The organism is Paenibacillus sp. JT22N15 (assembly GCF_059383755.1).
Genome location: NZ_JBXENV010000021.1, coordinates 91,571 through 104,975, shown reverse-complemented (window position 1 = coordinate 104,975; position 13,405 = coordinate 91,571). Strand labels below are relative to the sequence as shown.

Here is a 13,405-nt window from a genome sequence, read left to right as displayed (position 1 = left end):
GATTCAGAGGGATGTCAAGACCTGGTAAGGTTCTTCGCGTTGCTTCGAATTAAACCACATACTCCACTGCTTGTGCGGGTCCCCGTCAATTCCTTTGAGTTTCAGTCTTGCGACCGTACTCCCCAGGCGGAATGCTTAATGTGTTAACTTCGGCACCAAGGGTATCGAAACCCCTAACACCTAGCATTCATCGTTTACGGCGTGGACTACCAGGGTATCTAATCCTGTTTGCTCCCCACGCTTTCGCGCCTCAGCGTCAGTTACAGCCCAGAAAGTCGCCTTCGCCACTGGTGTTCCTCCACATCTCTACGCATTTCACCGCTACACGTGGAATTCCACTTTCCTCTTCTGCACTCAAGCTTTGCAGTTTCCATTGCGAACACAAGTTGAGCTTGTGCCTGAAACAACAGACTTACAAGGCCGCCTGCGCGCGCTTTACGCCCAATAATTCCGGACAACGCTTGCCCCCTACGTATTACCGCGGCTGCTGGCACGTAGTTAGCCGGGGCTTTCTTCTCAGGTACCGTCACCTAAAGAGCAGTTACTCTCCTTAGCGTTCTTCCCTGGCAACAGAGCTTTACGATCCGAAAACCTTCATCACTCACGCGGCGTTGCTCCGTCAGACTTTCGTCCATTGCGGAAGATTCCCTACTGCTGCCTCCCGTAGGAGTCTGGGCCGTGTCTCAGTCCCAGTGTGGCCGATCACCCTCTCAGGTCGGCTACGCATCGTCGCCTTGGTGAGCCGTTACCTCACCAACTAGCTAATGCGCCGCAGGTCCATCCGTAAGTGACAGATTGCTCCGTCTTTCCCAACTCCGATCATGCGACCAAGTTGTGTATCCGGTATTAGCATTCGTTTCCGAATGTTATCCCAGTCTTACGGGCAGGTTACCTACGTGTTACTCACCCGTCCGCCGCTAACTATCAGGAGTGCAAGCACTCCATCAAGTCCGCTCGACTTGCATGTATTAGGCACGCCGCCAGCGTTCGTCCTGAGCCAGGATCAAACTCTCCATTTAGGATGTCTTTTCTTTCGATCAAGATCGAAGGGAAAAGAGCATTTGGTTTGACTTGCTCATTACTTTTTTGTATCGCTTTACATTAACTAAGTTAATGTGGCAGTTTCACTCGTTGTTCAGTTTTCAAAGAACAATTTCTCTTGCTGTGTTTCTCTGTCCGAACCGTTTATCTCTCGGCCGGAATTAGAATATACCATGGGTTCCTATGTTATTGCAAGTGTTTTTTGAAAAAAGATTTTAATCTTATAACATTTGTTCAAATATATCTTTGTGAAGCCTACCTTGCACTTATAAAATCAGGACACAATGTCTTGTTTAATTCTTAAACTGACATCATAACCACTCCATACAAATTTGATTTAGAAAAATCTAATGAATCTGCTAATGCTTTTAATTTAACCAAATCAACTGCTTAATCCTATTGCCCGCAAATTGAAAGACGTGCTGCTTCCAGTAAATTAGCTTTGTATAGACTTGTATATAAATAGAGAAGAGGGCAGCAAGGGCCCCCTTCTACTCCAAATGCTATTTTACATTTTATAATTCAACACAATGAATGAAATATCCAGAAGGTCAACTGTATTATCGCGGTTAATGTCAGTGCTGCTCGCTTTTACATTTTGCCAGCCGCTTCCTTTAGATTTGCCGAAATACTTCGCTGCAAGCTGCAAATCTGCTAAATCTATTTCCCCATTTCCATTTACATCACCCGCCTCCAGAGGGCCCACATTATATGTCATATCACCGTTAACCTGAGTAGTGGCCTCAACCGCTATATGTCCAGGAACAACAACGCGTATTTTATACTTTCCTTTAGGAACGTGCAGCGTGTAGCCTCCATTAGCTTGCACCTCGGAGATGGCTGCAACAGAGCCATTCGTGTCAATAGCTTCTACTACAACTTTATGAACGCCATCTGAGCCATTGTACCAAATGCTGCTGTAATCTACAGCGCTGCCGAAAGCTTCAGCGGCTATCTTGCCAGAAAGGGTATGCTTCTGCTCTCCTGGCGCGCTCGTTACTATTACAGTAGTATTTGTCACAGTTTCATAGACAAACGCTTCTGAATAGCTGTTTAATGCTCTCAAATTGGACAGTTCAAAATCAAATGCACCTACCGTACCGCTTGAAAAATGGAACTTCGCAAAGGTACCTGCACCACTGTATCCGTTAATATCGCCTGCCAATGATACTACATAGTCGGTTCGCGCATGTCCATTTCCGAGGTCAATGGTTTTCTCACTCGTTATAAGCGCTGTGCCCGCATTTTCCTGATCCTGATAATTCGTCAGTGTAACACTTGGTTCAACTGTTCCTTTAAGCAACTCGCTGTCATACGTCAAGCTGAATTGAGCTGCATATAAATCGTTGACCTGTGCAAAATCTATGGAAACGTCAAAAGCTTCCCCCGTTACCACATTTGATTTAGAAGCAACAGCAGATATCTCAGGTGAAGGCACCTCTTCCTCTTCTTGATATTCCACATAATATTTCGGGTATTCAAAGCCATTCAACGCGGCATCGTAGATAACAATTTCAAATCCATTCGTTCCGTATTGAATAGGTACCTCAATGCTGAATTGCCCATCATCAGTAAAGATTCCAGAATACCTCGCATCGCGAGAATAAGGAATGGCTACTACAGTAATGCCAGAATAATCGCCCAATATATCAACCAACAAATCGCTAATCACTCTTCCACGTATAGTACCTAGACCATTTGCTACTGTTATAGCTGGATTATTCAATTCGGAAACAGGCTCACTCCAATCAATAATACATTCCGCAAGCTGATTCATCAGCAAGTCTGTCTCTTCCAAACCTATCCGTGGAATAATGACATAGTGGCCTTGACCTAATTCAATGTAATCCGAACCCTTCGTTACCATCCCTGAGAATGTTACTCTATAGCTGCCTGGGCTCGTTCCGTTTGCCTCCTCCATAATTTTGCCTTTCCATGTATAGGTACTACCTTCAGCTGTGTACACATCTAGTGAAAAATAAGACAAGGCCGTATTTATTTTATAAGTGACGTCAGCATAATCTTTATTAAAATCCCAATTAGGCGAAAATATATAGGGTGTAAGGTTTAGATCCGAAACCGGATCTAGCTGCAAGGAAGCATTTTGCTTTTCACTGAGATCCATTTGCTTAGAGCTGGATGATAATGTTGCTCGTTCCTTATTCGCTGTGGGTAGCAAGCTTCCTGTCGTCTCTGCCTTTGCTCCCATCACCTCTGCGGGAAACAGGAGCGAAATACTAAACACAAGTACCAGTAATAGGGATAACTGTTTTTTTTTAACGTCTTTACGGTAAAACGATTGCTGCATGAAACCCCTCCTAAAGCGATATCGTAGGACTAAATAGATGAACTGCCCCTATAGCCCCCTTTAAAACCCTACTCCAGACTAAATCATGTATATATTAGGCTGTTCGTCCTTTATTCATAAAAGAAAAACCCGGCATCTTCTATGAAGATTCGGGTTTTTCTGCATTTTCGGCTTATGCAAAATATTAAGCTGCTCGCTTTTTAGCCTTTTGCTTTTTTTACACTTTTCTTAGAAGCTTTCGCTTTCAACATGTAGCTGTGGCCACGGCTTCCGCGACTACTACGACTACCGCGACTTCCACGGCTGCGGCGGCTTTTGTGGCAGGAATCTTTAGTCGCATCTACGTCGGAATACTTGTATTCGTACAAATGTTTTTCACATGGAACGCAATGATAGCGGTTTACGACGTTGATTTGATGCACAACCTCAACGATTTGCGGATGAAAGACGTCGTTTACTACCGTTACAGGCGGAACAAATACCCGGACAGTTGGACAAAACGGATCGCAAGACATTCAAGGCATCTCCTTTTCTCATGGTCTACTATAATATCCGAGAATGGGTCAGGCCTTGCTTGTGTTAAAGCCTTGCGAGACAACTATCCCTACTAGCGGTTATCTATTTTTTCCGGGTATAAGTCATGGTTCATCAGGCGGTTTTCCGCCATTTGCTCGTATTTTGTGCCCGGCTTCCCATAATTGCAATAAGGGTCGATAGAAATGCCGCCGCGCGGCGTGAACTTGCCCCAGACCTCAATATAGCGGGGGTCCATCAGCTTGATCAGATCGTTCATAATAATGTTCACACAGTCCTCGTGGAAATCTCCGTGATTGCGGAAGCTGAATAAGTACAGCTTGAGCGACTTGCTTTCTACCATTAACACATCGGGAACATAGGAAATATATATCGTGGCAAAATCCGGCTGACCCGTCATCGGGCAAAGGCTCGTAAACTCCGGGCAGTTAAACTTCACAAAATAATCTCGGTACGGATGCTTGTTGTCAAAGGTCTCCAAAATGTCAGGGGAATATTCGAACGTATAATTCGTTCCCTGATTACCAAGCAGGCTAATCCCCTGCAGCTCTTCTTCTTTTCTTCCACTCATTCGTTGTTCGCTCCTTCTCTTATCCCTCATTGCAAACCTTCTATTTATAAACCCATCTATCTATGCACAGTGAACAAGCGTAAACGCCTGTCGCCATCCTCTGGCGGCAAAGCTTTCGTTTCGCGTAGAAATATAGAGAATGGATGGAAAGACCATATCCTTTCCTATATTTAAATAAAGCGTTACTCCGCTTGGCTAAACGCCCCGTTTGTTGCCCCACACCCAGGCGTGCAGCTGCGGCAGCACCCTCACCTGATTCATATCGCTGCGCACCATCACGCGCTCGATCAGCCATTCATACCGTTCCACGAGCTTGTCGCGCAGCTTGCCATTGTCGCCTTCGGCAAGGTCATCATTGCCCGCTTGGACGAAAAAAAGCACTCCCGGATACCGCGCGTGGACACTTGCGGCATACGCCAAATCAGCGTCGTCAAATACGACGACCTTCAGGCTAAAGCTGCGTGCCGCCTCCGACAGCCGGCTTACGATCTGGTCCAGCATGTCCCAGTTGGTGACCATGCCGGAGCTGGGCGGCTTGGGCGACAACGTCAGCTCGTCAATGTCGAGCAGCCAGTCCTGCCACTTGCTGCCCTGCGTTTCCAGCGCAACCTGAATGCCTGCGGCATGCAGCCCCTGCACCAGCTCGCCCGCATGGCGAAGCAGCGCCGGATTGCCGCCGGACAGCGTCACATGCGAGAACGCTTCTCCGCCGACGGCGTGCAGCTCCGACATGACTTCCGCTGCGGTGAGCATGCGGATCTCATCCTTGCCTGTGCCGTCCCAAGTAAAGGCAGAATCGCACCAAGCGCAGCTGTAGTCACAGCCGGCTGTGCGGACAAACATCGTTTTTTGCCCGATAACCATGCCTTCCCCTTGCACAGTCGGCCCGAAAATTTCCATAACCGGGATACGCGCTTCGGCCTGCTTAAGCATCGGGAGCAGCAGCCTTATCTTGAATTTGTGTAGCCGCTAGCGGCTGCTCCGTCTTTTTGGGGCGGTAAATGACGTAGCTTGTTGGGGTTTCGCGCAAAAACACTTGAACACAGCGCGGCTTGTTCGCCAGCTGATCCAAATGATTTTGCGTAATTTCATAGATGGTGCGCGCAACGACTTCCGTTGTCGGAAAATACTCCGCGCTTTGCGCATGGAAATGCTCGTTGTCATCATTTAAATACGTATGGTCAAAGCGGTCATGAATAAGCCGCTTAATGAGAGCAAAATTAACAAGAAAGCCGGAAGCATCCAGCTCATCGCCAGCGATCGTCACATTGGCGAAATACGTATGCCCATGAATTTGAGCACATTTGCCCGCCTCGGCGCTAGGAATGCTGTGCGCGGCGGCAAAATGCATGTCTTTGTTCAGCTCATAGCTGAAGGGATGTGTTGCAGAAGGGTAAATTTGCTGAATCACTCGGCCATCTCCTCCTTGCGGGAAGACAAATATTGCCGGAGGCCCTGCGATCTGAGCTTGCATGCCGGGCATTCGCCGCAGCCATCTGCGATGATGCCATTGTAGCAGGTCAGCGTCTTGTTTCTGACGAAATCAAAGGCGCCCAGCTCATCGGCTAGCTGCCACGTTTGCGCTTTATTCAGCCACATTAGAGGGGTCTCAATGACGAACGGGTAGTCCATCGCGAGATTAAGCGTCACATTCGTTGATTTAATAAAGATGTCGCGGCAATCGGGATAGCCGCTGAAATCCGTCTCACATACGCCGGTTACGACCGTATGTGCGCCAATCTGCTTGGCAAGTATCGCTGCGAACGATAGAAACAGCAAATTACGGCCATCTACGAATGTCGTCGGCAGGCCGCCTTCTGTTTGTTCAATGGCAATATCGTCCCTCGTCAGCGCATTTGGCGCCAGCTGATTAAGCAGTGACATATCCAGCACATGATGCTTGACGCCAAGCTCCTCTGCAATTTGTGCAGCAGAGTCTAGCTCCAGCTTGTGGCGCTGTCCATAATTGAACGTCACAGCCTCCACAACGTCATAACGCTTAAGCGCCCAAAATAAACAGGTCGTGCTGTCCTGCCCTCCGCTAAATACGACGACGGCTTTTTTCGCCGCTTGTCCGCCTGATGCTGTTTGATTTTGTGTCACTTCTTGTACTGCTTGCATTTCTTGTGTTGCTGTCATCTTTCATTCTCCTCTCTTCAATGCCGGCTAGAGCCGGAGCATGCAGAGAGATCCTTCGAACATTTTGCCCATAAAACAAGGTGAAACGGCTGAAAGCCATCCTCTGGCGGCAAAGCTGCCGTTTCGCGATGAAATATAAGAGTGTATAAAGGTGAAACTTATACCTTCTTATATTTTAAAAAACGGAATTCATCTTGCCATTCCATTTTCCTTAGTTTTTTATAGAGGGAGTTCGCGAACCTCTCCTGTCGTGATGCGCCGTGTTCGGCGTTCACTCCAGACTTTATATTTTGATACCTCTCGTACTATAGCACAGCTTCGGGCCGCTGAACAAGGGAAGACATTGGACTACAACAAGGAAAACGAGGCTTTTTGTCGAATATATGGGAGACTGGAAATACTTTACCTTCATCATCCAATATAATGCGTGCAACAGGAGGAAGATACGTCAATGGCTTTTAAATTAAATAATGTAAAAGAAAACAAAAACGTCTTCATTCAAGATCAAATGGGCGGATTCAGCATTTTGGAATACAAAGAGGATCTCAGCTCCACGAATGCGATGGAAGCACAAGCGAACTATTTTATGAATCAAAGCAATATGCGCAAAAAACAGCTGATGATTGAGCTCAGCAACAATGATATTATGATGAGCGCCGGTGCTATGCAGTATATGATCGGAAATATTGAAATGAATTCCGGCATTAAAGGCGTTGGTGGACTAATGCGAAATTTAGTCGCTGGCGCAGTAACCGGCACGTCCGCCGTCAAACCGGTATACAAAGGGACGGGCACGATTATGCTGGAGCCGACCTATCGCTATTTGTGGCTCATTGACGTGGACAACGACCATATCGTCATCGAGGACGGTCTATTTTTAGCCTGCCACTCGACCCTCGAACTAAGCGTAAGCGCACGCAAGACGCTCTCCTCGGCTGCGCTTGGCGGCGAAGGGCTGTTTAATTTAAGCGTTAGAGGAAAAGGCGTGCTCGCTATAGAAGCGCCGATCCCTTCAGAAGAAGCGGTTGTCGTCGAGCTGCAAAATGATGTGCTTAAGGTAGACGGCAACTTTGCTTTGATGTGGTCGAGCTCCCTTGATTTCACTGTAGAAAAATCAGGAAAATCACTTCTAGGCTCCGCTGCTTCGGGGGAAGGTCTCGTTAACGTATACAGAGGAACGGGTCTGGTATGGCTAGCTCCGCTTACCGACTACAAACCGCTGCCTCAAGCAGGAGCACGACGTTAATCCGATATACACGCAAAAAAGACCGCTCTCCCCTCATAAGGGAGCGCGGTCTTTCGTATGAACGCCTATTAAGAACGCCTATTAGCGGGCAGGCAAGTTCAACTGCCACGATACGCCATATTTATCCTCCAGCCAGCCGAACAACGTGCTGACCGGCGATGGCGACAATGGCATTAATACTTTGCCTTCCTCCGCCAGCTTCGCGAAAACCTCGTTGATTTCCGCCTCGCTGTCGCAATTTACGAATAAGGAAAGCGCGGGAGTAAAGGCATGGGGATGCGAATCGCTGAGCTGATTGTCAATGCACATCACCTGCTGGCCTTTTATCGAGAAAATAGCGTGCAGCACCTTAGGCTTAGCGCCAGGCTCGCTTTGCGGATAATACTTTGCGCTTACAATGTCAGCATCCTCGAACGTGGAAACATATAGCTTCATCGCCTCGTCAGCTTGTCCCGAAAACATCAAAAAGGCAAATACCTTCTGTTCCATTTCTCCTTCACTCCCTCTCCATTTATGCGCTTGCCAGTTTCACTGCTGCGTTCAAAGCAGCAGCGATTTCCCGTTCGATTGCTTCCGCTACAACGTTCGTATGCGGATCATATTCTTGGGCCAAATCTGCATCGGCATAGCCGTCCAAAGCTAGAATCGCCCCAGCGCGTGCCCCGCGCAGCGTGGCAATAATGTAGAGTGCGGCAATTTCCATCTCGACCGCAAGCGCGCCAGCCTGCTTGTACTGCTTATGCGGAATGTCCACCACACCTGTAAAGAAAGCATCCAGCGTGACGGTAATCCCTTTTTTCACGATGCCGCCTTCCGCCACAGCTGCCGCATAAAGGGCGCTGCTTACTTCATGATCGGCAACCGCTGGAAACCCATCCGGCACCAGCTGCCGCGTCAAGCCGTCTGCGCGAACCGCAGCCGTGCTGACAACTAGGCTGCCGGCCGGATAATCGGCCGAATAAGAGCCCGCTGTCCCGACGCGGATCAGCGTCGTAACACCGCCCTTGATCAGCTCCTCAAAGCATACCGCCGCTCCCGGCGAGCCTACACCATGGCTGACTACCGCAAGGCGCACTCCTTTGTAGGTTCCGACGAAGCTGCGGTATTCGCGGCTGAATGCCAGCTCGCGCTTTTCTTCCAAATGCCTTGCAATCGTCTCCGAGCGTTTCGGATCGCCGCAAACGATAGCAATAGCGGGCAAATCTTCTGTATTCACTTGTAAAATCGGCAGCAGCAAGCTAATCCCACTCCTTTTTATGCCATTCATCTTCAGGCAAGTCTATATCTTCTCCCGAGAAACGCTGCTCCTCGAACGGATCAGCGTAATTGTGGAAGCCGTTGCGCTCCCAGAAGCCTGGGCGGTCTTCCGTCATAAATTCAAAGCCGCGAATCCATTTCGCGCTTTTCCAGAAATACAAATGCGGCACCAAGAGGCGCAGCGGCCAGCCATGCTTCGGCGTCAGCTGCTCGCCATCATAGCTATGAGCGAGCAGCACATCCTCCCGCAATAAATCTTCAAGCGGCAAGTTCGTCTCATAATCCTGATCGGCATAAATCATCACATATTTGGCTTCCGGCAACACGCGAAGCAGCGGCAGCAAATCCTTGAATTTGACGCCTTTCCACTCCGTATCCAGCTTCGACCAGCGGGTCACGCAATGAATATCGTTTACTTGCGTCGTTTGCGGCATCGCCATCAGCTGCTCATAGGAAAACACCATTTCCTTCTCTACGGCACCGCTAATTGTCAGCGTCCATTCCGCCATATTATACTCAGGCACTTCATTCTCATGCAAAATCGGAAAACGATCCGTCAGCGCTTGTCCAGGCGGAACCCGGTGGGCGATTTCTGCGGCCACTTCAATATGCCGAACCGGCGCTTTTTTCAAACGTTCAGCTTTACTGATCATGCTCACTTAAACCTCCTTCAATTATGCGGCTTGCAGCAAGGAACCTAGCGCGAGCTTTCGTTCGCCTTGCGCGCTTCCGCCAAATAGCTTTTATCCTTGAAGAAAAACATTGCTATTATCGTTACCACATATGGCAGCATCATCGTAAAATGGACCGGCAGCGCATAGCCCTGCAGCCGGGTGCTGAGCGCATCCATAAAGCCAAACAACAAGCTTGCTCCCGCAACGCCAAGCGGATTAGACTGACCGAGCATCGTCGCAACTAACGCGATAAAGCCGCGGCCAGCCGTCATGCCTTCGGTAAACATCGTAACTTGACCAAGCGACAGCTGCGCTCCGGCAAGCCCGCATAAAACGCCGCACATCAGCACAGCTCCATATTGGATATGCGTCACCTTGATGCCGAGGCTTCTTGCGGCAACCGGATTTTGTCCCGCGGCAAGCAAGCGGAAGCCGGATACGGTTTTAAATAAATAATACTGCAAACAAGCGACGAGAACGATCGATAAATAGACGAGCGGCGAATGGCCGGATACGACATCCCCGACCCAAGGAATATCCTTGATCAGCGGAATATCCCACTTGGGCAGGCCGACCATGCTTTTATCGTAATAAGCGCCTTTGACATCAAAAATCGCCCGCAAGGAAAACGTCGTCAGCCCCAGCGCGAGAAAGTTAAGCGAAATCCCGACGACAATGACGTTCGCCTTCAAATGAATGGCCATATAAGCAAGCAATAAGGAGAACACGAGCACGCAGACGATAGCGAACAATACTGCAAGCCACACGTTGCCCGTCAAATGGTTGCCGACAATCGCCGAGAAGGCGCCAATAAGAATGAGCCCTTCCAAACCGACGTTAAACAGGCCGACCCGCGCGCATAACGCACCGCCGAGCGCTGCAAGCAAAATCGGCGTAATCATGCGGAGTGTCGAAGCGAACAGGGAAACATCAAACAGCTGATCCACCTTAAGCCCCCGCCTTCTTCTTTTTCTTAAAGAACGAATAAGTAAACTTTGCGGAAATAAACAAAATAAGTACGGCCTGAATAATGCTTGATACTTCCAGCGGCACATCGGTATTGCGCTCGACGCCCATGCCGCCAGTTTGCAGCGCAGCCAGCAATATGGCAGCGAGCGCCGTGCCTAGCGGATTCGATCCGGCTAGCAGCGTCGCCATAATACCTGACCAGGCATACCCCGGAGAGGTAAGTGCGCCATCCAAATAACGGTATTGCGTGCCCAGCACCTCTTCGGCTCCGGCAAGACCAGCAAAACCGCCGCTGACGAACATGCTGTACAGCATCAGCCTTCCGCGATTAACGCCGCCATAGCTTGCGAATAACGGATTTCCGCCCATCATGCGAATTTCATAGCCTTTAACCATATAGCGCATAAACCAGGCAAGCGCTATAGCCCCAATGAGCGCAAACAAAAACCCTGCATGCAGGCTCATCCCTTGAAACAGCTTTGGCAGCCACACGCTTTTATCTACCATAACCGTCTGCGCCATTGCTGCGGAGCCGGATCTGTCCATCAATGGGTAGGAAACGACATAGCCGGCAAATAAGGACGCTATATAATTGAGCAATAAGGTCGTAATCAATAAGTTCATGCGAAACCGGGCATCCAGCCATCCGGCAAAAGCGGACCATAGCCCGCCAGAAATGACGCCGGCCAGCAGCGCTGCGACAAGCTTAAGCCAAGCTGGCCCCGGCAAATAAATCGCGGTCACTGCGGCGCTTAGCGCGCCGAGTACCATTTGTCCTTCGGAGCCCATATTGAAAAAGCCTGCGCGGAAGGCGAGCGCCACTCCAAGCCCTATCAACATAATAGGTGTAGCGCGGCTTAATGTATTGGTGAAAAAATAAAAACTGCCGAAAGCGCCCTTCCACATCTCGGCATATGTCTCGGTTATAGAACCGCCAACAATCGCGATAGCGATGGCGCCCGCTCCGAGACCGACAACGATGGCGAGAAGCGGCTGCATTAACGCCCCCAGTATTCCTTTAAGCTTGTCCACCCGTTTATCCTCCCGCCATTAACAGACTAATTTCTTCTTCCGTAGCCGTTAAGCCCGGCAATTCGCCGACGATTCGGCCTTCATTCATAACGAGCACGCGGTCGGACAGCTTTAGTATTTCCGTCAGCTCAGATGACACGAGCAAAATCGCCCCGCCAGCAGCCCGCCGCTTCAACAGCTCGCCATGAATAATTTCCATCGCGCCGATATCGACGCCACGGGTAGGCTCCGCTGCAATTAGAAATGGTGTTTCCTGGGCAAGCTCGCGAGCCACAATCAGCTTCTGCAAATTGCCTCCCGATAAATACTGCGCCTTCGTATGAATCGAGCCTGTCTTGATGCCAAAACGCTCGACCCAGCCGCTTACGAGCTGGCGAATCGCCGCGCCGCGCAATACGCCTCCGCGCTGATAGCGGCTGGCGTGGCCCATAAGGCCATTTTCCAGCACCGTCGCATCCTTCGCCACGCCCCATTGATAGCGGTCCTCTGGTATATGAGCAAGCCCTTGCTCACGAATACTGCGTACAGACTCGCCCGTAACATCTTTGCCCCGCAGCAGAGTTTTGCCAGAATCGACAGGGGCAAGTCCTGAAATCGCCTGCAGCAGCTCCGATTGCCCATTGCCAGAAATACCGGCGATGCCCACAATTTCTCCAGCGTGAACGCTGAGGCTCACTTGATCAAGCTTCGGCTTCCCATGCTCGTCTTTTATCGTTAGCTGCACCGCTTCCAGCACCTTCTCGCCACTAGCCGGGGCTTCCTTCTGCAAATCCAGCAGCTCGCGGCCAACCATCATCCGGGACAGCTCTTCAATGCTCGTATCCGCAACATTGACCGTACCGCTAAGCTTGCCGTCACGCAGCACCGTAATGCGGTCAGCTACATCCATAATTTCCTGCAGCTTATGGCTGATCAGAATGAAGCTTTTGCCTTGTGCCGCCAGCCGCTTGATCGCAACCAGCAGCTCCTTGACCTCAAGAGGAGTCAGCACTGCCGTCGGCTCATCCAAAATAATGATTTCTGCTCCCTGATGCAGCACCTTCAATATTTCTACACGCTGCTGCAAGCCTAGCGAGCAATCCTCTACCTTTTTCCACGGATCAACCGGCATGCCATAAGAAGCGCCCAATTGCTCTGTTATCAGTGCCGCTTGCTTGCGGTCAAAGCGTGCTGCCTTGGCAGGCTCGCGGCCAATGACGATATTTTCAGAAATAGTGAACGTCGGAAAGAGCATAAAATGCTGATGCACCATTCCGATTTTACTGCTGATGGCATCCGATGGACTATGAAACGCCACCTGCTTGCCATCTACAACGATGCTGCCTGAAGTCGGCGTCTCCATGCCGTACAAAATGCGCATCAATGTCGTTTTTCCAGCGCCATTTTCTCCGACTAGCGCATGAATTTCCCCTTTACGCAGCGAAAAATCCACTTCGCTATTGGCTTTAAGCGCTCCGTAGGATTTTGTAATCTTATTCATTTGCAGCAGCATGCGGGCAGCTCTCCTCTCACAATAAACCAAGGTGAAACGGCCGAAAGCCGTCCTTTGACGGCGCGCGGCGTTTCAGTCCGAGAAATATAGAGAAAGTATGGCGAAATCATATACTTTCCTATATTTCAAAAACAAGCAAACC

The 13,405-nt window shown here is 49.7% G+C and carries 13 protein-coding genes, 1 rRNA gene and 1 riboswitch; of the genes, 1 reads left to right on the top strand and 13 read right to left on the bottom strand.

Annotation, left to right across the window (positions count from 1 at the left end; translation table 11 throughout):
- From AC50X8_RS29830 to queC, 7 genes are all read right to left on the bottom strand, one after another.
- Window positions 1-1,019 (bottom strand): 16S ribosomal RNA (locus AC50X8_RS29830); the annotation flags it as partial.
- A gap of 530 nt (window positions 1,020-1,549) precedes the next feature.
- Window positions 1,550-3,349: a dockerin type I domain-containing protein gene (locus tag AC50X8_RS29825; protein WP_494883169.1), complete on the bottom strand. Its 1,800-nt coding sequence runs from the start codon at window positions 3,347-3,349 to the stop codon at window positions 1,550-1,552.
- A gap of 200 nt (window positions 3,350-3,549) precedes the next feature.
- Complete coding sequence (locus tag AC50X8_RS29820) at window positions 3,550-3,864, bottom strand: hypothetical protein (protein ID WP_081418982.1); 315 nt, start codon at window positions 3,862-3,864, stop codon at window positions 3,550-3,552.
- A gap of 92 nt (window positions 3,865-3,956) precedes the next feature.
- Window positions 3,957-4,454, bottom strand: coding sequence for a preQ(1) synthase (gene queF, locus AC50X8_RS29815; protein ID WP_056040078.1), 498 nt, complete (start codon window positions 4,452-4,454; stop codon window positions 3,957-3,959).
- 195 nt (window positions 4,455-4,649) lie between these two features.
- The gene (queE, locus tag AC50X8_RS29810; protein ID WP_056040076.1) at window positions 4,650-5,387 is read right to left on the bottom strand and encodes a 7-carboxy-7-deazaguanine synthase QueE; all 738 of its coding nucleotides are present in this window, start codon (window positions 5,385-5,387) and stop codon (window positions 4,650-4,652) included.
- A complete protein-coding gene (locus AC50X8_RS29805) occupies window positions 5,380-5,865 on the bottom strand; it encodes a 6-pyruvoyl trahydropterin synthase family protein (RefSeq protein ID WP_056040074.1) in 486 nt (161 codons plus the stop codon). The genes queE and AC50X8_RS29805 overlap by 8 nt, the downstream gene beginning before the upstream one ends.
- Complete coding sequence (queC, locus tag AC50X8_RS29800) at window positions 5,862-6,575, bottom strand: 7-cyano-7-deazaguanine synthase QueC (protein ID WP_494883177.1); 714 nt, start codon at window positions 6,573-6,575, stop codon at window positions 5,862-5,864. Before queC ends, AC50X8_RS29805 begins: the two co-directional genes overlap by 4 nt.
- A gap of 223 nt (window positions 6,576-6,798) precedes the next feature.
- Window positions 6,799-6,842, bottom strand: a riboswitch (PreQ1 riboswitch).
- Window positions 6,843-7,044: 202 nt separating this feature from the next.
- Between queC and AC50X8_RS29795 the strand changes: the two genes are divergently transcribed.
- Window positions 7,045-7,839, top strand: a complete 795-nt coding sequence (locus AC50X8_RS29795; RefSeq protein WP_494883166.1) for an AIM24 family protein — start codon at window positions 7,045-7,047, stop codon at window positions 7,837-7,839.
- Window positions 7,840-7,920: 81 nt separating this feature from the next.
- Here the strand turns inward: AC50X8_RS29795 and AC50X8_RS29790 are convergent, their stop codons facing one another.
- Genes AC50X8_RS29790 through AC50X8_RS29765 form a run of 6 tightly spaced genes read right to left on the bottom strand, consistent with a single transcriptional unit; the run spans window position 7,921 to window position 13,263 of the window.
- Window positions 7,921-8,328, bottom strand: coding sequence for a VOC family protein (locus AC50X8_RS29790; RefSeq protein WP_056040071.1), 408 nt, complete (start codon window positions 8,326-8,328; stop codon window positions 7,921-7,923).
- A 22-nt stretch (window positions 8,329-8,350) separates the two neighbouring features.
- Window positions 8,351-9,076 (bottom strand): nucleoside phosphorylase, encoded by a 726-nt coding sequence (locus AC50X8_RS29785; protein ID WP_494865661.1) that lies wholly within the window; start codon window positions 9,074-9,076, stop codon window positions 8,351-8,353.
- A 1-nt stretch (window position 9,077) separates the two neighbouring features.
- The gene (locus tag AC50X8_RS29780; protein WP_056040067.1) at window positions 9,078-9,749 is read right to left on the bottom strand and encodes a sulfite oxidase-like oxidoreductase; all 672 of its coding nucleotides are present in this window, start codon (window positions 9,747-9,749) and stop codon (window positions 9,078-9,080) included.
- Between the two features lie 44 nt (window positions 9,750-9,793).
- Complete coding sequence (locus AC50X8_RS29775; RefSeq protein WP_056040066.1) at window positions 9,794-10,717, bottom strand: ABC transporter permease; 924 nt, start codon at window positions 10,715-10,717, stop codon at window positions 9,794-9,796.
- A 1-nt stretch (window position 10,718) separates the two neighbouring features.
- Complete coding sequence (locus tag AC50X8_RS29770; RefSeq protein ID WP_494883175.1) at window positions 10,719-11,738, bottom strand: ABC transporter permease; 1,020 nt, start codon at window positions 11,736-11,738, stop codon at window positions 10,719-10,721.
- Window positions 11,739-11,775: 37 nt separating this feature from the next.
- On the bottom strand, window positions 11,776-13,263 hold the full coding sequence (locus AC50X8_RS29765) for an ABC transporter ATP-binding protein (protein ID WP_056040062.1): 1,488 nt from the start codon (window positions 13,261-13,263) through the stop codon (window positions 11,776-11,778).
- Between the last annotated feature and the right edge of the window lie 142 nt (window positions 13,264-13,405).